The sequence below is a fragment of the Vibrio sp. LaRot3 genome (assembly GCF_027587025.1).
Taxonomy (GTDB): Bacteria; Pseudomonadota; Gammaproteobacteria; order Enterobacterales; family Vibrionaceae; genus Vibrio.
In genome coordinates this window covers 111,082-127,243 of record NZ_JAPPTI010000001.1, presented here as the reverse complement: position 1 = coordinate 127,243, position 16,162 = coordinate 111,082, and the positions used below count along the sequence as shown (strand labels likewise).

The following is a 16,162-nucleotide window of genomic DNA, read 5'->3' as shown; positions in this document are numbered from 1 at the left end:
GCCCTTTTCTCATTCTAAGGACGTAATGCTTTGCGTGAAAAGGCAGTAGTGCCGCATTGTACACATGGAATGATGACTGTCGGGTGATTGTATTCCGTCTGATGATTACAGTGGTCACACACTAAGACCCCTAAACCAATCACCTCTCCAGCTTGATAGAGCCCTTGATGCTCTAAGTCAGCAAACAGTTCAGCCCATTCCACTTTGGTTCTGTCGGTGATCTCCAGCATCCCTTGCCAAATAGAATCGGTAATCATCAAGTAAAACGGGCCACTTTTCGAGGCTTCATAATTGTCAGCGAACTCCTTTAAGTCAGACTTCATATAAGCTGAAATCAGTGACAATTCGTCTTTGGTCATATCATTTGCGGCATCAACCACTTTACCGGATGTTTCTAGCACATGGCTGACTTCTTCAGGACTATGCTTGAGAGCCTCTAGCACGTCATCAAACATTTCTTCATAACCGGATTTGCGTTTTGGCATGGCAGACCTCCTTCCAACACTATAGAACAAGTTTCCCCTAATTTTACGGGTTTCAGCTGGGTACTGGCTGATAAGCGGAGTGATTTACCAAGCCATCTCCCCTGCAACTTCAAGTATGACGGGTATAACTGTTGTTGTAGTTCGCTCCTTTAGGTATTCTATGACGATCAATTATTGTCTGTTCTAACTGAACTCACATTTTCCAAGATAACCGGATATCATCGATGCAAGAGCAATATAACCCGCAAGATATTGAACAGAAGGTTCAACAGCACTGGGACAACAACAAGACCTTTGTTGTAAGTGAAGACCCAAATAAAGAAAAATTCTACTGTCTATCAATGTTCCCGTACCCAAGTGGTCGACTGCACATGGGTCACGTGCGTAACTACACCATCGGTGATGTGGTATCTCGTTTCCAACGCCTACAAGGCAAAAACGTAATGCAACCAATCGGTTGGGATGCATTCGGTCTTCCAGCAGAAAACGCGGCTGTTAAGAACAACACAGCGCCTGCACCATGGACTTACGAAAACATCGAGTACATGAAGAACCAGCTTAAGCTTCTAGGCTTTGGTTACGACTGGAACCGTGAATTCGCAACTTGTACACCTGAGTACTACCGTTGGGAGCAAGAGTTCTTCACTAAGCTTTACAACAAGGGCTTAGTTTACAAAAAGACTTCATCAGTTAACTGGTGTCCAAACGACCAAACGGTACTTGCTAACGAGCAGGTTGAAGATGGCTGCTGCTGGCGTTGTGACACGCCTGTAGAGCAAAAAGAGATCCCACAGTGGTTCATCAAGATCACTGAATACGCTCAAGAGCTACTCGACGATCTAGATAACCTAGATGGCTGGCCTGAAATGGTTAAGACCATGCAGCGCAACTGGATCGGCCGCTCTGAGGGTGTTGAGCTTAAGTTTGAAGTTAAGGGTCAACAAGATCTAGAAGTTTACACAACACGTCCAGACACACTAATGGGTGTGACTTACGTAGGCATCGCAGCAGGTCACCCTCTTGCAGCAGTAGCAGCAGAGAACAACCCTGAGCTTGCAGCGTTCATCGACGAGTGTAAGAACAATAAAGTAGCAGAAGCTGAGCTTGCAATAATGGAGAAGAAAGGTATGGCGACTGGCCTTACTGCTATTCACCCATTGAACGGTCGTGAAGTGCCAGTTTACGTGGCTAACTTCGTACTGATGGACTACGGTACAGGCGCTGTTATGGCAGTACCTGCACACGATCAACGTGACTACGAGTTCGCAACTAAGTACGGTCTAGACATCATCCCTGTAATCAAGCCAGCTGATGACAGCGAGCTAAACATCTCTGAAGAAGCTTACACTGAGAAAGGCGTACTGTTCGATTCAGGTGAGTTCGACGGTCTTGATTTCCAAGGTGCATTCGATGCTATCGCAGCCAAGCTAGAAGCAGAAGGCAAAGGCACTAAGACTGTAAACTTCCGTCTACGTGACTGGGGTGTATCTCGTCAACGCTACTGGGGCGCTCCAATCCCAATGGTTACCACTGAAGACGGTGAAGTTCACCCAGTACCAGCTGACCAACTACCAGTAATTCTTCCAGAAGACGTGGTCATGGACGGCGTAACTAGCCCAATCAAAGCAGATAAAGAGTGGGCTAAGACAACATTTAACGGCGAACCAGCTCTACGTGAGACTGACACGTTCGATACGTTCATGGAATCTTCTTGGTACTACGCACGTTACTGTTCACCACAAGCTGACGACATCCTAGACCCAGAAAAAGCAAACTACTGGCTACCAGTAGACCAGTACATCGGTGGTATCGAGCACGCTTGTATGCACCTACTGTACTCTCGCTTCTTCCACAAACTACTGCGTGACGCTGGTTACGTAACGTCTGACGAGCCATTCAAGCAGCTACTATGTCAAGGCATGGTACTAGCGGATGCGTTCTACTTCGAGAACGACAAAGGCGGTAAAGAGTGGGTTGCTCCAACTGACGTTGCTGTAGAGCGTGACGGCAAAGGCCGCATCACTTCAGCTAAAGACAACGAAGGCCGCGACGTAACACACTCAGGCATGATTAAGATGTCTAAGTCGAAGAACAACGGTATCGACCCACAAGAGATGGTAGACAAGTACGGTGCTGACACGGTTCGTCTATTCATGATGTTCGCATCACCTGCAGACATGACACTTGAGTGGCAAGAGTCTGGCGTTGAAGGCGCTAACCGCTTCCTAAAACGTGTTTGGAAACTAGTAAACGAGCACGCATCAAAGGGCGCAGCAGAAGCTGTAGATGCATCTGCACTGTCTAGCGACCAAAAAGCACTTCGCCGTGACGTTCACAAGACAATCGCGAAAGTGACTGACGATATCGCTCGTCGTCAAACGTTCAACACGGCTATCGCTGCAATCATGGAACTGATGAACAAGCTAGCGAAAGCACCTCAAGAATCGGCGCAAGATCGTGCAATCCTTGATGAAGCACTGAAAGCGGTTGTTGCAATGCTTTACCCAATCACTCCACACATCTCTTACGAAATGTGGGCGGGTCTTGGTGAAACCGACATCGACAATGCTGTATGGCCAACTCACGATGAAAAAGCACTGGTTGAAGACGAGAAGCTAATCATCGTTCAGGTTAACGGCAAGCTACGTGCGAAACTGACTGTACCTGCAGATATTTCCAAGGAAGATATCGAGCAGCTAGGTCTAAACGATGAGAACGTAACTAAGTTCACAGAAGATAAAACGATTCGCAAAGTAATTTACGTACCAGGTAAACTACTGAATATTGTTGCAAACTAAGAACATGTGCGAACTAATCGCAGATAAATAAGTCTTAAGCAGGGTAGCCTAGTCCAATAAACTAGCGCATTACCCTGCTTTATTTATCTCAAACCATTTTTCAATAAGTGGTTTAAGATAAGTAACCCAATTAACAGAGAGCCGTACGTCAATGCGCCTATTTTCCCTTTCGACTTTGAAATTGACTAGTGTTGTTTTAGCCGCGAGTCTTTTATCTGCTTGTGGTTTCCACTTACGTGGTGATTACTCTATCCCCGAAGAGCTTGAAACTGTATCTCTGACCAGTTATGACCAATACAGCAGCTTTACGCGTATGATGAAAGGTCAACTACGCATGAGTGAAGTGAAAGTTGTACCACCAGCAGAAGGCATTCCTAATATTCACCTGTTGGGCGAGAGTGTTGGTGAACGTACACTTTCGCTGTACCAAAACACCCGCGCAGCAGAAAAAGAATTAACACTGAACGCTTCATACCGAGTCACTATTCCTGAAATTGGGTCAAAACAATTCTCAACCAGTGTTACTCGTAGCTACTTAGATAACCCGCTGACCGCATTAGCAAAATCGGTTGAACGCGATATGATCGAAGATGAAATGCGCAAACTGGCAGCGAGCCAAATTATCCGCCAAATGGCGCGCTTAAAAGCAGATTTAGAAGAAAGTGAATCACTGCAAGAGCGATATGAAGCGCAGGTCAAATTAGAAAACGAACAATACGATATTCGCACAACCGCCACTGATGAAACTGCCATCGGCACTCAGCAGTAAGAGGCGACAATGCGAATTTTTGCTGATCGCCTAGCAGAGCAACTAGCTAAGCAACTGCATCCTATCTATTTATTGTTTGGCAACGAACCTCTGCTACTGCAAGAATCTCGTCAAGCCATTCAAAAATCTGCATTCGCACAAGGCTTTGAAGAACGGCATCGATTCGCAATCGATGCCAGTTTTGATTGGAACCAAGTGTACGACTGCTGCCAAGCACTCAGTCTTTTCTCGGCACGCCAAGTCATTGAATTAGAGCTACCAGAATCAGGCGTCAATGCGGCAATAGCCAAAGAGCTAGTAAACGTCGCTGATATGCTTCACCCAGACATTTTACTGGTTATCGTTGGTAGCAAACTCACCAAAGCGCAAGAAAGTGCAAAGTGGTTCAAAACTTTATCGAGTAATGGATGTTGGGTTAACTGTTTATCGCCAGACATTCAACGCCTACCGCAGTTTGTTCAAGCTCGCTGCCGCAAATTGGGTTTAAAGCCTGATGCAGAAGCCGTGCAAATGTTAGCGCAATGGCACGAAGGCAACTTATTTGCACTGACTCAAAGTTTAGAAAAGCTGGTCCTGCTTTACCCTGATGGTCAATTGACCATGGTGCGCTTAGAGGAATCCTTAAGCCGCCACAACCATTTCACTGCCTTTCACTGGACGGATGCCCTGCTTGCAGGAAAAGCAAACCGTGCTCAACGTGTACTACGCCAGTTAGAAGCAGAAGGCACTGAAGTGGTTATCCTAGCGAGAACCATCCAAAAAGAGTTAATGCAGTTAGTGCAGATGCAGCAACAAGCGTCTACCAGTAGCATCGGTCAGGTATTTGATAGTTACCGTATTTGGCAATCAAAACGACCACTTTACTCTGCCGCGATGCAACGCTTATCCATTTCAAGATTGCAGCAGCTATTGCAACTTCTAACTCGAATAGAAGTACAAAGTAAAACTCAATATGATCAGTCTAGCTGGCCATTGTTACAGCAACTAAGTGCAGAGATGTGTCTGCCTCAGTTCCAAATATAAAAAGCGTGTTATACTCGCGCGCCAAATTTAGAGACTACCGACAGCGCATGAGAACATGCCAATGAGGAAAAGAACTTGCAAGACCAACAACTGAATGACTTTCTTATAGACAAAGCAGACGACATGAAAGCCGAAAAAATCCAGACTCTGGATGTGAAAGGCAAATCAAGCATCACCGATTTTATGATCATCTGTACTGGCACTTCGAAACGTCACGTTGCATCTATCGCTGACCACGTTGCACGTGAAGCTAAACTTGCAGGTATGACTCCTTTAGCCGTTGATGGCGAAGACGAAGGTGAATGGGTTGTAGTGGATATGGGCACAACAATTCTGCACGTGATGCAAGAAGAGCAACGTGAGCTTTACCAATTAGAAAAGCTTTGGAGCTAAGCAATGAAGCTGCAGCTAATTGCCGTAGGCACCAAAATGCCAAAGTGGGTTGAAGAAGGCTTTCAAGAATATAAACGCCGTTTCCCACATGACATGCCTCTAGAACTGATTGAAATTGCAGCAGGCAAACGCGGAAAAAACGCTGATATTGCAAGAATTCTGCAAAAAGAAGGCGAAGCTACGCTGGCTGCCGTGCCAAAAGGCAACCGAATTGTTACGCTAGACATTCCGGGTAAGAAGTGGGATACCCCACAGCTGGCCGAGCAACTAGAAAGCTGGAAGCTGGACGGTCGAGATGTCTCTATTTTGATTGGCGGCCCTGAAGGTTTAGCGCCAGCATGTAAAGCCGCAGCGGACCAAAGCTGGTCACTTTCTGCGTTAACATTACCTCACCCTTTAGTACGTATTGTAATGGCAGAAAGCCTTTACCGTGCTTGGAGTATCACGGCTAACCATCCGTATCACCGAGAATAAGCATTCATGTTGAGGAAGCGTACCCAGATAAGGGATTACCAAGCAGAAGCGCGACTGTTTAGCAGTCGTGCTATTGTTGCTTTTGTTGGCATCGTAGTCATGATGGGGCTATTGGTTGCCAACCTATACAACATTCAAATCAACCAATATCAAGACTACAAAACGCGTTCTAACGATAACCGTATCAAAGTCGTACCTATCGCGCCAAACCGCGGATTAATTTACGATCGTAACGGTAACCTATTAGCCGAAAACCGCCCTGTCTTTAGCTTAGACATCACGCCTGAAAAAGTGAAAGACATGGACGCGACTATCGCCGGACTACAGCAAATTCTAGAGATCACTCCAGACCAAGTTGAGCGATTCAATAAAGAACGCCGTCGTACCCGTCGCTTTAAGTCTGTGCCAATCCTTAGCCAACTCAACCAAGAGCAAGTGGCTAAATTCTCTGTTCAGCAACACAAGTTTCCTGGCGTTTCGGTTAATGCAAGCCTCAAGCGCTACTACCCATACGGCGAAGTGCTAACTCACGTCATCGGCTATGTCTCTCGTATCAATGACCGTGACATGCAACGTCTAATTCGTGAAGAAAAAGACGCCAACTACCAAGCGACTCGTGATATCGGTAAATTGGGCATAGAGCGCTTTTACGAAGATATGCTGCATGGCACCGCCGGTTACCAAGAAGTTGAAGTTAATAGCCGCGGCCGAATCATTCGTGTCTTGAAGTACGTGCCACCTAAACCGGGTAAAGATATCGTTCTTAACCTCGATATCCAGCTTCAAACATACATTCATGAACTATTAGCAGGCCGTCGTGGTAGTGCTGTGGTACTTGATCCAAAAGACAATGGCGTTTTAGCCATGGTGTCTAGCCCAAGTTACGACCCTAATGCTTTTGTTCATGGTATCTCCAGCAAAGCTTACAGCGCGCTGCTAAACAATAAAAACCGCCCACTGGTAAACCGAGCGACACTAGGTATTTACCCACCAGCATCAACGATCAAACCTATGATGGCGGTCGCCGCACTGCAAGAAGAAGTGGTTACCCCTTATACCACACGTAATGACCCCGGTTATTGGAAGATCCCAAATTCTAAGACCAAGCCATTCCGTGACTGGCTACGTTGGGGGCACGGTAAAGTCGATATCATCAAGTCAATCGAAGAATCCGTGGATACCTTCTATTATCAAATTGCCTACGATATGGGTATCGACCGCATATCAACATGGATGATGATGTTTGGTTTCGGTGATTACACCGGTATCGATATTCATGAAGAAAGCAAAGCCAACATGCCAACTCGTGATTGGAAGATGGCACGCCATCGCACGCCATGGTATCAAGGTGACACTATCCCTGTGGGTATCGGGCAAGGTTATTGGACAGCAACACCCATGCAGATTGCAAAAGCCACATCCGTGGTTGTAAATCGCGGTAAAGTGATTGCCCCTCACCTTCTGCGCGCCACAATCGAAAATGGCGATGCTTTTTCTAATCGCACATTATCAGAAGTAGAAACTTACCCACCTATTACCGGGGTAAAAGATCGCTACTGGGATATTGCCATCGAAGGCATGCGCTTAGTAAACCATGGTAAAAAAGGCACGGCGCGTCGTTCATTCTACAAAACGCCTTATATGAGTGCGGGTAAATCAGGTACAGCGCAGGTCTTTGGACTGGGTGAGAACGAAGAATACAACGCAGACGAAATCGCCGAGCACCTACGCGATCACGCTCTATTTACTGGCTTTGCACCAATTGAAGATCCTGAGCTGATTGTCACTGTCGTTTTAGAAAACGCTGGTGGTGGTTCAAGCAACGGTGCTCCGGTGGTACGCAAAGTGTTTGACCATGTAATTTTAAATGAGAATGAGGCAAACAAATAATGGACTTTGACCAAACAATCGGCCAAAACCGCTCCCTGTTCGAGCGTTTCCATATTGATATGCCTCTCCTGCTAGGCATCTTAGTTTTGATGGCCTTTGGCCTTGTGGTTATGTATAGCGCGAGCGGTCAAAGCCTCGCCATGATGGATCGCCAAGCAATGCGTATGGCCTTAGCGCTAGGTGTAATGGTCTTTTTAGCGCAAATACCTCCACGCACCTACGAAGCACTTGCCCCAGTGATGTTCTTCCTTGGTGTCATGTTGTTACTCGGGGTGCTGTTTTTTGGTGAATCATCCAAAGGCGCTCAGCGTTGGTTAAATCTCGGTTTTGTTCGCTTTCAGCCCTCAGAACTATTGAAGCTCGCGGTACCTCTTATGGTTGCTCGCTACATTGGTAAACGCGCACTACCACCAACGTTCCAAACATTAATCGCATCGTTGGTCATGGTGTTTGTTCCTACCATCTTAATCGCTAAGCAACCCGACTTAGGTACATCGATTCTCATCGCTGCATCAGGCATTTTTGTTATCTTCTTAGCAGGCATCAGCTGGAGAATTATTTTCGCCGCTGCCGCGGCATTAGGCGCGTTCTTACCCATCTTGTGGTTCTTCTTAATGCGTGAGTACCAAAAGGTGCGAGTGAGAACATTGTTCAACCCTGAATCTGACCCTTTAGGCGCTGGATACCATATTATTCAGAGTAAAATTGCGATTGGATCTGGCGGTATAGTCGGCAAAGGCTGGCTTCAAGGCACTCAATCTCAATTAGAGTTTTTGCCAGAGCGACACACCGACTTCATCTTTGCGGTTATCGCTGAAGAGTGGGGATTAATCGGTATTCTTGCGTTACTGAGCATTTACCTATTCATTATTGGTCGAGGTCTCTTCTTAGCCAGCAAAGCCCAAACCGCCTTCGGTCGTATGATGGCAGGCAGTATTGTGCTTAGCTTCTTTGTTTATGTGTTCGTAAACATTGGCATGGTGAGTGGTATCCTACCGGTAGTTGGTGTTCCTCTCCCACTGATCAGTTACGGCGGTACATCCATGGTTACGCTAATGGCAGGTTTTGGTATTTTAATGTCGATTCATACACATAGACGAGCATTCTCTAAGGCAAACTAATGAACTACTGGTACAAATTAACCACTATCGCTTTGCTCGGCGGTATTCTGATTGGCTGTTCATCTACCCCTGAAAAGAGTGAGGAAGAGCAACCAACAAGTCGTTACTCGCTCAAAGATGATATTGCGCCTGAGAAGCCTATCTCTGTCGAACATATTGAAGATGCTCGCCCTCAATACGAACCCTATAGCTTAGGCGGTAATAAAGATTACTCACTAAGAGGTGGCGACTATAAAATCATCAAAGACGCCAAAGGCTTTAACCAAAAAGGCCAAGCCTCTTGGTACGGAAAAAAATTCCATGGTCACCTTACCTCTAATGGTGAGATTTATGACATGTATTCCATGACCGCCGCGCACAAAACACTGCCGTTACCAAGCTATGTTAAAGTCACCAATACGGATAATGGCAAAACGACCATCGTTCGCGTGAACGACCGTGGCCCATTCCATCCTGGTCGTATTATTGATTTAAGCTATGCGGCAGCAACCAAACTTGATGTGGTGCGCACTGGTACTGCCAATGTGGAAATTGAAGTAATTACCGTAGAAAAGCCAACCGCTGATCACAAGCAGCAAGGCTTACCCAACTACAAAATTCAGGTTGCATCTTCACAACACAAAGATAGAGTGGAAACTTTAGCGAAAGATCTCGGTCAAAAGCTATCGGTTGGCAGCTTTGTGCTCTCTGAAGATGAGACCCATCGCGTATTTTTAGGCCCATTTGATGACTATACGCTGACGCAACAAATGCTAAAGCAAGTTAAACTTCTGGGTTACTCAAGTGCCTTCGTAAAGAAAAAATAGTCACCAAACTCGATCAAGCCAACAGTCCCGGACTGATTTGGGTTTAGGTTTCTGTTAAGATATGGACAGTTCAAGATAAATCTGTAGTCAATATGAAAAAAACATCGTTAATCAAAACCGTTTTTGCGTCTTCTATTGCGCTTTCAACCACTTTCGCTTCTTCTGCAATGGCTTCTCCTATTGTTGTGCCTGATGCACCACAAATTGCCGCGAAAGGTTTTGTGCTAATGGATTACCACTCAGGTAAAGTACTGGCGCAAAAAGAGATGGATACAAAACTGTCTCCTGCAAGTTTGACCAAAATGATGACCAGTTACGTTATCGGCCAAGAGCTTGCTCGTGGCAATATTAAAGAAAACGATGACGTAACCATCAGTAAGAATGCGTGGGCAAAAAATTTCCCAGATTCTTCAAAAATGTTCATAGAAGTGGGCACGACGGTCAAAGTAAAAGACCTCAACCGCGGCATCATCATCCAATCAGGTAATGATGCTTGTGTTGCAATGGCAGAACACATTGCAGGCTCAGAAGATGCTTTCGTTGATCTAATGAACGCATGGGCAGATACCATTGGTATGGATAACACCCACTTTGCTAACGTTCACGGCCTAGACAACGATGCTCTGTACTCAACGCCTTACGATATGGCGCTGCTAGGTAGTGCTCTAATCCGTGACGTACCAGAAGAATACCGCATCTACGCTGAAAAGAAATTTACCTACAACGGCATCACCCAATACAACCGTAACGGTCTACTTTGGGATAAAAGCATGAACGTTGATGGCATCAAAACAGGCCATACAAGCAACGCAGGTTACAGCCTAGTTAGCTCAGCAACTGAAGGTAAAATGCGCCTAGTAGCCGTAGTGATGGGTACTAAAAACGCTAATGCTCGTAAATCAGAAAGCAAAAAACTTCTCAGCTATGGCTTCCGCTTCTTCGAAACGGTAGCGCCTCATACTGCTGGCGAAACATTTGTTGAAGAAAAAGTGTGGATGGGCGACAAAGATACAGTTGCTTTGGGTCTAGACCAAGATACCTACGTAACACTACCTCGTGGCCAAGCGAAAAACCTAAAAGCGAGCTTCGTACTTGAAAAAGAACTAGAAGCCCCAATTAGTAAAGGTGACGTAGTTGGTAAGCTATACTACCAACTAGAAGGTGAAGATATTGCTGAGTACCCACTTCTAGCACTAGAAGACGTACAAGAAGGCAGCCTGTTTAGTCGCCTATGGGATTACATCGTAATGCTAGTGAAGAGCTTCTTCTAATAGGTCATTAACCTAAATATCACGAAGCCGCCTCCGGGCGGCTTTTTGTTTACGTCACCATATTTTCATCAACCTTGAGATTAAATCGGATTGGCAGTAACATTCGGCGCTGCGAATCGACATTCCAACTTGGAGTTATCAAAATGCTGACTATCAACTCAGATGCAAAACTAAAAGACCTGCTAGAGTTCCCTTGTTCTTTTACTTACAAGGTCATGGGCTACGCGAAGCCTGAACTGCCAGAGAAGGTACTTGAAGTTATCCAACGCCATGCTCCAGGTGACTACAGTCCATCAGTGAAGCCAAGCGCAAAAGGTAACTACCACTCAGTGTCAGTAACCATCAATGCAACCTCTATTGAACAAGTAGAAACTTTGTACAAAGAACTTGGTGAAATCGACATCGTCCGCATGGTGCTATAATTTTATTTGAAAAAATAAATTATTTTTGAAAGCAGCCTTAGGCTGCTTTTTTGTTATATATCAAACAGATATGATTTTCTTATCTTTTCAAGGGTTAAAAAACTGTTACCAACATATAGTTCAAAGCTAAGAAGCAGTTTATAATCCGATCAATTTATTAATATACATGGACTCTGCAATGCAAAAGCCGCTAGTTGTGAAGCATCTAGGCAGACAAGATTACGAGCCAATTTGGCGCGCAATGCATGCCTTTACCGATCAGCGCAATGATGACACCTGTGATGAGGTTTGGTTTGTTGAACACAACCCAGTTTTTACACAAGGGCAAGCGGGAAAAGCAGAACACTTGATCAATACCGGTGATATACCTGTAGTGCAAAGTGATCGAGGAGGACAAGTCACTTACCATGGCCCCGGTCAGATGGTGGTGTACTTCCTAATTAACTTACGCCGGAAAAAGTTAGGTGTGCGAGATCTCGTTACTCACATAGAGAATCTCGTGATTAATACACTGAAGGCTTACAATATAGAATCAGCAGCGAAGCCGGATGCGCCCGGAGTTTACGTTGACGGTAAGAAGATTTGCTCATTGGGTTTGCGCATTCGTAAAGGGTGTTCATTCCATGGATTAGCACTTAACGTCAATATGGATCTTGCGCCTTTCCTACGTATTAACCCATGTGGCTATGCAGGCATGGAAATGGCTCAAGTTAGCCAACTTGGCGGCCCAGACAGCGTAGACAGTGTTGCTGAGCAACTATTACAAGAACTCGTGACTTTGTTGGATTACCAACATATAGAAGTCAGTACAGAAGTCCCAAACTATAAGTAATTGAAGCATGAGTAAACCAATCCAAATGGAAAAAGGCGTCAAGTATCGCGACGCTGATAAAATGGCACTGATCCCAGTGAAGAATATGCCAGTTGAGCAAAAAGAAGTTTTGCGTAAACCGGACTGGATGAAGATCAAGCTGCCAGCAGATAGCCAACGCATTCAAGACATCAAATCGGCAATGCGTAAAAACAACCTGCACTCCGTTTGTGAAGAAGCCTCATGCCCTAACCTTGCCGAATGTTTTAACCACGGTACGGCCACTTTCATGATCCTAGGCGCTATCTGTACTCGTCGTTGTCCTTTCTGTGATGTTGCCCATGGTCGCCCAGTGACACCTGAAGAAGGTGAACCACAAAAGCTGGCCCAAACCATCAAAGACATGAAGTTAAAATACGTCGTAATCACCTCAGTTGACCGTGATGACTTACGTGATGGCGGTGCGCAGCACTTCGCTGACTGTAACCGTGAAATCCGTAAGCTAAACCCAAACATCAAGATCGAAACTTTGGTTCCAGACTTCCGTGGTCGTATGGATGTTGCACTTGATTTAATGCATGACAACCCGCCAGATGTATTCAACCACAACTTAGAAACAGCACCGCGCCTGTACCGTAAGGTTCGCCCGGGCGCAAACTACAAGTGGTCTCTAAACTTACTTAAGAAGTTCAAAGAGCAGCACCCACACATCCCAACGAAATCTGGCGTGATGATGGGCCTAGGTGAAACCAAAGAAGAGATCGTTGAAGTATTAAAAGACCTTCGTGAACATGGCGTCACTATGCTGACACTTGGCCAATACCTTGCGCCAAGCCGTCACCACCTTCCTGTTGAGCGTTACGTGCCACCAGCAGAGTTTGATGAGCTTAAAGAGATAGCCTTAGAACTTGGCTTTACTCATGCCGCTTGTGGTCCATTTGTACGTTCTTCTTACCACGCAGATCTGCAAGCACAAGGTGTGGAAGTTAGCTAACAATTGCAAAAAAACATGAACTAAACAATAAAGCCAGCACCTCGCTGGCTTTTTTCTTATCGTCAACTTGAATCCGCAGATCGCCACTTCTAGGCTTAAAATTATCTTCAATCTTATTCACAAGATTGCTCATGTAAGCACCGTCAGAGTGCGTCACCTAAAAGGATTCAGCCATGATTAGATTTGGATTGTTCGCAGTGATATCCGCCCTGATACTTACCGCCTGCTCAAACTCAGAGCAGCAAGATAATTTCCGCGAGGCTTCATTTGAACTATGTAATACCGAAGTCGATATCTACTCCGTCAGCGACGACGGCCGCGTGCGTATTCTATGCTCCGATGGTTCTAAGTTTGCGCTCACAACAGAGAATACCCTTGAGACCATGCGCGATATAAACATCGATTACTGCGATGGTGAAGGGCTAGGTAAGTTCAACGAAAGCTCCAAATATTACTCCTTCAAATGTAAATCCGGCACGCTACTTAGCATCGCCAAATAATCGAAAAACTACCCCACCTAAAAAACAAAAAGGACTCCAAACGGAGTCCTTCATCATTCAATAATTTTCAAAGTAGATGGACGAAATTCAAGGAGAACACACGGAGTTTGCTCTAGCAAATGAGTATGTTCGACACAGAAGTTCGTTCACTCTACGAAGAAAATTTAAGCGTAAACCGGTAGACGCTTACAAATATCTAATACTTTCGCTTTTGTCGCTTCAATCACTTCATCGTTGCCGATGTTATCAAGCACGTCTGCCATCCAGTTTGCTAGCTCTTTCGCGTCTTCTGTTGTGAAGCCACGACGAGTGATTGCTGGTGTACCAACACGGATACCTGAAGTAACAAATGGGCTACGAGGATCGTTTGGTACTGAGTTCTTGTTTACAGTGATGTTTGCTGCACCTAGTGCTGCATCCGCATCTTTACCTGTGATGTCTTTGTCGATTAGGTCAACTAGGAACAGGTGGTTCTCTGTCGAGTTAGATACGATTTTGTAACCGCGCTCTTGGAACTGAGCTACCATCGCTTTTGCGTTATCAACTACACGTTGCTGGTACGCTTTGAACTCTGGCTCCATTGCTTCTTTGAACGCTACCGCTTTACCTGCGATTACGTGCATTAGCGGGCCACCTTGACCACCAGGGAAAACTGCTGAGTTCAGCTTCTTGTACATGTCTTCACCTGCATTAGACAGGATTAGACCGCCACGTGGACCTGCTAGCGTTTTGTGCGTAGTGGTTGTTACTACGTGTGCATGAGGTACTGGTGTTGGGTAAACACCTGCAGCGATAAGACCCGCTACGTGAGCCATGTCTACGAAGAAGTAAGCGCCTACTTTGTCTGCGATTTCACGCATGCGAGCCCAGTCTACGATTTGCGAGTAAGCAGAGAAGCCACCGATGATCATTTTCGGCTTGTGTTCAACCGCTAGAGCTTCCATCTCGTCGTAGTTGATTTGACCTGCTTCATCGATACCGTAAGGAATAACGTTGTAGTGCTTACCAGAGAAGTTTACTGGTGAACCGTGAGTTAGGTGACCACCGTGCGCTAGGCTCATACCTAGAACCGTATCTCCTGGGTTAAGTAGCGCCATGTATACTGCGCTGTTTGCTTGAGAACCAGAGTGAGGCTGTACGTTCGCGTATTCACAACCAAATAGCTCACAAGCACGATCAATTGCAAGAGCTTCTGCTTTGTCTACGTACTCACAACCACCGTAGTAACGCTTGCCTGGGTAACCTTCAGCGTATTTGTTAGTTAGCTGAGAACCTTGAGCTTCCATTACACGTGGGCTTGTGTAGTTTTCTGAAGCGATAAGTTCGATGTGTTCTTCCTGGCGAAGAGTTTCTTCTTGGATAGCTGCGAACAGTTCCGCATCGTAATCTGCGATGTTCATATCACGCTTAAGCATCTGTATCTCCTGACTCAGATTTTGACTGAAAGTTACAAAAAACCGGTTAACGACCCCGACGCAAACGTTTTCGTCACCCTAATGGCGCGCATTTTACATAATTTGATCTAGGTCATAAAGAGAAAATTTCATTTTTTCTCATGCAGTTTTTTCATACTGGTTTACAAGGTTTGTCATGTTGACCTTTATCTCATTGCAAAATGAGGAAAAGTGTCAAATTTATCCTTTACACCCCGTAAAACGATAATTACATAGGTTTACCTTAAATTTCGCTCTCAAGCTACCGAAAACCTCATCTTTTACATACTATGCTCGCCATTCGTTCAACGTTTAATTGTTCATTGATGGAAAAACACTCACGTAAAGAAGATTGGATCGCGATACTGACTGGCACTTTCTTAGTCGCTCAAGGTATCTTCTTTCTTCAATCCGCCACATTGCTGACTGGTGGAACAACAGGTTTAGCGCTTTTGGTTAGCCAGTTTGCAACTTGGTCTTTTGGTACGCTTTATTTTCTTGCGAACTGTCCATTCTACCTGTTGGCTTGGAAACGTTTTGGCGCGCGCTTCGCATTTAATAGTGCGATTTCTGGCGCGATGGTGTCGATTTTGGCCGATCACCTCTACTTGGTTATCAGCCTAGATAAAATTAACCAAGCATACTGCGCGGTTGCAGGCGGCTTATTGATGGGCTTGGGCATGCTGATTCTATTCCGTCATCGCTCCAGTCTTGGCGGCTTTAACGTTCTATGTCTGTTCATCCAAGATAAATTTGGCATCTCTGTGGGTAAAACGCAGCTTGCGATTGATTGTGCAATTCTAATTGCTTCGTTCTTCTTCGTTGATACCACCACCATCATTTACTCGGTAATTGGTGCTGTTGCGCTTAACTTAGTGTTAGCGATGAACCACAAACCTCAACGTTACACAGTCAGCTACGGCTAGATTGCCAGCATAAAACAAAGGCTTTGGTTGACGAGACCAAAGCCTT

Annotated in this window: 16 protein-coding genes; 14 read left to right on the top strand and 2 right to left on the bottom strand. The window is 45.4% G+C overall.

The window, feature by feature from the left end; all coding sequences use genetic code 11:
• Positions 1-14: 14 nt before the first annotated feature.
• Complete coding sequence (locus OH461_RS00620; RefSeq protein ID WP_270018745.1) at positions 15-485, bottom strand: zinc ribbon-containing protein; 471 nt, start codon at positions 483-485, stop codon at positions 15-17.
• A 224-nt stretch (positions 486-709) separates the two neighbouring features.
• Here OH461_RS00620 and leuS point away from each other — a divergent pair, with 224 nt between their 5' ends.
• From leuS to OH461_RS00555, 13 genes are all read left to right on the top strand, one after another.
• Positions 710-3,283: a leucine--tRNA ligase gene (gene leuS, locus OH461_RS00615; protein WP_270018744.1), complete on the top strand. Its 2,574-nt coding sequence runs from the start codon at positions 710-712 to the stop codon at positions 3,281-3,283.
• Positions 3,284-3,434: 151 nt separating this feature from the next.
• Positions 3,435-4,052: an LPS-assembly lipoprotein LptE gene (locus tag OH461_RS00610; protein ID WP_270018743.1), complete on the top strand. Its 618-nt coding sequence runs from the start codon at positions 3,435-3,437 to the stop codon at positions 4,050-4,052.
• A gap of 9 nt (positions 4,053-4,061) precedes the next feature.
• A complete protein-coding gene (holA, locus tag OH461_RS00605; protein WP_270018742.1) occupies positions 4,062-5,075 on the top strand; it encodes a DNA polymerase III subunit delta in 1,014 nt (337 codons plus the stop codon).
• Between the two features lie 75 nt (positions 5,076-5,150).
• The gene (rsfS, locus tag OH461_RS00600) at positions 5,151-5,468 is read left to right on the top strand and encodes a ribosome silencing factor (protein ID WP_270018741.1); all 318 of its coding nucleotides are present in this window, start codon (positions 5,151-5,153) and stop codon (positions 5,466-5,468) included.
• A 3-nt stretch (positions 5,469-5,471) separates the two neighbouring features.
• On the top strand, positions 5,472-5,942 hold the full coding sequence (gene rlmH, locus OH461_RS00595; RefSeq protein WP_270018740.1) for a 23S rRNA (pseudouridine(1915)-N(3))-methyltransferase RlmH: 471 nt from the start codon (positions 5,472-5,474) through the stop codon (positions 5,940-5,942).
• 6 nt (positions 5,943-5,948) lie between these two features.
• Positions 5,949-7,832 carry a penicillin-binding protein 2 gene (gene mrdA / locus OH461_RS00590; RefSeq protein WP_270018739.1) on the top strand — a complete coding sequence of 628 codons (1,884 nt, stop codon included), beginning with the start codon at positions 5,949-5,951 and terminating at the stop codon, positions 7,830-7,832.
• Complete coding sequence (rodA, locus tag OH461_RS00585) at positions 7,832-8,953, top strand: rod shape-determining protein RodA (protein WP_270018738.1); 1,122 nt, start codon at positions 7,832-7,834, stop codon at positions 8,951-8,953. Before mrdA ends, rodA begins: the two co-directional genes overlap by 1 nt.
• Positions 8,953-9,759 (top strand): septal ring lytic transglycosylase RlpA family protein, encoded by an 807-nt coding sequence (locus OH461_RS00580; RefSeq protein WP_270018737.1) that lies wholly within the window; start codon positions 8,953-8,955, stop codon positions 9,757-9,759. Before rodA ends, OH461_RS00580 begins: the two co-directional genes overlap by 1 nt.
• A 92-nt stretch (positions 9,760-9,851) precedes the next feature.
• Entirely contained in the window at positions 9,852-11,030 is a 1,179-nt protein-coding gene (locus OH461_RS00575) for a serine hydrolase (RefSeq protein WP_270018736.1), read from the top strand.
• Between the two features lie 143 nt (positions 11,031-11,173).
• Positions 11,174-11,452: a DUF493 family protein YbeD gene (gene ybeD / locus OH461_RS00570; RefSeq protein ID WP_270018735.1), complete on the top strand. Its 279-nt coding sequence runs from the start codon at positions 11,174-11,176 to the stop codon at positions 11,450-11,452.
• Positions 11,453-11,630: 178 nt separating this feature from the next.
• Complete coding sequence (gene lipB / locus OH461_RS00565; RefSeq protein WP_270018734.1) at positions 11,631-12,284, top strand: lipoyl(octanoyl) transferase LipB; 654 nt, start codon at positions 11,631-11,633, stop codon at positions 12,282-12,284.
• A 7-nt stretch (positions 12,285-12,291) separates the two neighbouring features.
• Positions 12,292-13,257: a lipoyl synthase gene (gene lipA / locus OH461_RS00560; RefSeq protein WP_270018733.1), complete on the top strand. Its 966-nt coding sequence runs from the start codon at positions 12,292-12,294 to the stop codon at positions 13,255-13,257.
• A 173-nt stretch (positions 13,258-13,430) separates the two neighbouring features.
• Positions 13,431-13,757, top strand: a complete 327-nt coding sequence (locus OH461_RS00555; protein WP_270018732.1) for a hypothetical protein — start codon at positions 13,431-13,433, stop codon at positions 13,755-13,757.
• A gap of 164 nt (positions 13,758-13,921) precedes the next feature.
• Here OH461_RS00555 and glyA read toward each other — a convergent pair whose 3' ends face one another.
• Positions 13,922-15,172, bottom strand: a complete 1,251-nt coding sequence (gene glyA, locus OH461_RS00550; protein ID WP_270018731.1) for a serine hydroxymethyltransferase — start codon at positions 15,170-15,172, stop codon at positions 13,922-13,924.
• A 344-nt stretch (positions 15,173-15,516) separates the two neighbouring features.
• Between glyA and OH461_RS00545 the strand changes: the two genes are divergently transcribed.
• Entirely contained in the window at positions 15,517-16,116 is a 600-nt protein-coding gene (locus OH461_RS00545) for a YitT family protein (RefSeq protein WP_270018730.1), read from the top strand.
• Positions 16,117-16,162: the final 46 nt, after the last annotated feature.

Bases quoted from the DNA above. Each gene is read 5' to 3' on its own strand.
- OH461_RS00620 (WP_270018745.1), bottom strand. From the start codon at position 485: ATGCCAAAACGCAAATCCGGTTATGAAGAAATGTTTGATGACGTGCTA.
- leuS (WP_270018744.1), top strand. From the start codon at position 710: ATGCAAGAGCAATATAACCCGCAAGATATTGAACAGAAGGTTCAACAG.
- OH461_RS00610 (WP_270018743.1), top strand. From the start codon at position 3,435: ATGCGCCTATTTTCCCTTTCGACTTTGAAATTGACTAGTGTTGTTTTA.
- holA (WP_270018742.1), top strand. From the start codon at position 4,062: ATGCGAATTTTTGCTGATCGCCTAGCAGAGCAACTAGCTAAGCAACTG.
- rlmH (WP_270018740.1), top strand. From the start codon at position 5,472: ATGAAGCTGCAGCTAATTGCCGTAGGCACCAAAATGCCAAAGTGGGTT.
- mrdA (WP_270018739.1), top strand. From the start codon at position 5,949: ATGTTGAGGAAGCGTACCCAGATAAGGGATTACCAAGCAGAAGCGCGA.
- rodA (WP_270018738.1), top strand. From the start codon at position 7,832: ATGGACTTTGACCAAACAATCGGCCAAAACCGCTCCCTGTTCGAGCGT.
- OH461_RS00580 (WP_270018737.1), top strand. From the start codon at position 8,953: ATGAACTACTGGTACAAATTAACCACTATCGCTTTGCTCGGCGGTATT.
- OH461_RS00575 (WP_270018736.1), top strand. From the start codon at position 9,852: ATGAAAAAAACATCGTTAATCAAAACCGTTTTTGCGTCTTCTATTGCG.
- ybeD (WP_270018735.1), top strand. From the start codon at position 11,174: ATGCTGACTATCAACTCAGATGCAAAACTAAAAGACCTGCTAGAGTTC.
- lipB (WP_270018734.1), top strand. From the start codon at position 11,631: ATGCAAAAGCCGCTAGTTGTGAAGCATCTAGGCAGACAAGATTACGAG.
- lipA (WP_270018733.1), top strand. From the start codon at position 12,292: ATGAGTAAACCAATCCAAATGGAAAAAGGCGTCAAGTATCGCGACGCT.
- OH461_RS00555 (WP_270018732.1), top strand. From the start codon at position 13,431: ATGATTAGATTTGGATTGTTCGCAGTGATATCCGCCCTGATACTTACC.
- glyA (WP_270018731.1), bottom strand. From the start codon at position 15,172: ATGCTTAAGCGTGATATGAACATCGCAGATTACGATGCGGAACTGTTC.
- OH461_RS00545 (WP_270018730.1), top strand. From the start codon at position 15,517: ATGGAAAAACACTCACGTAAAGAAGATTGGATCGCGATACTGACTGGC.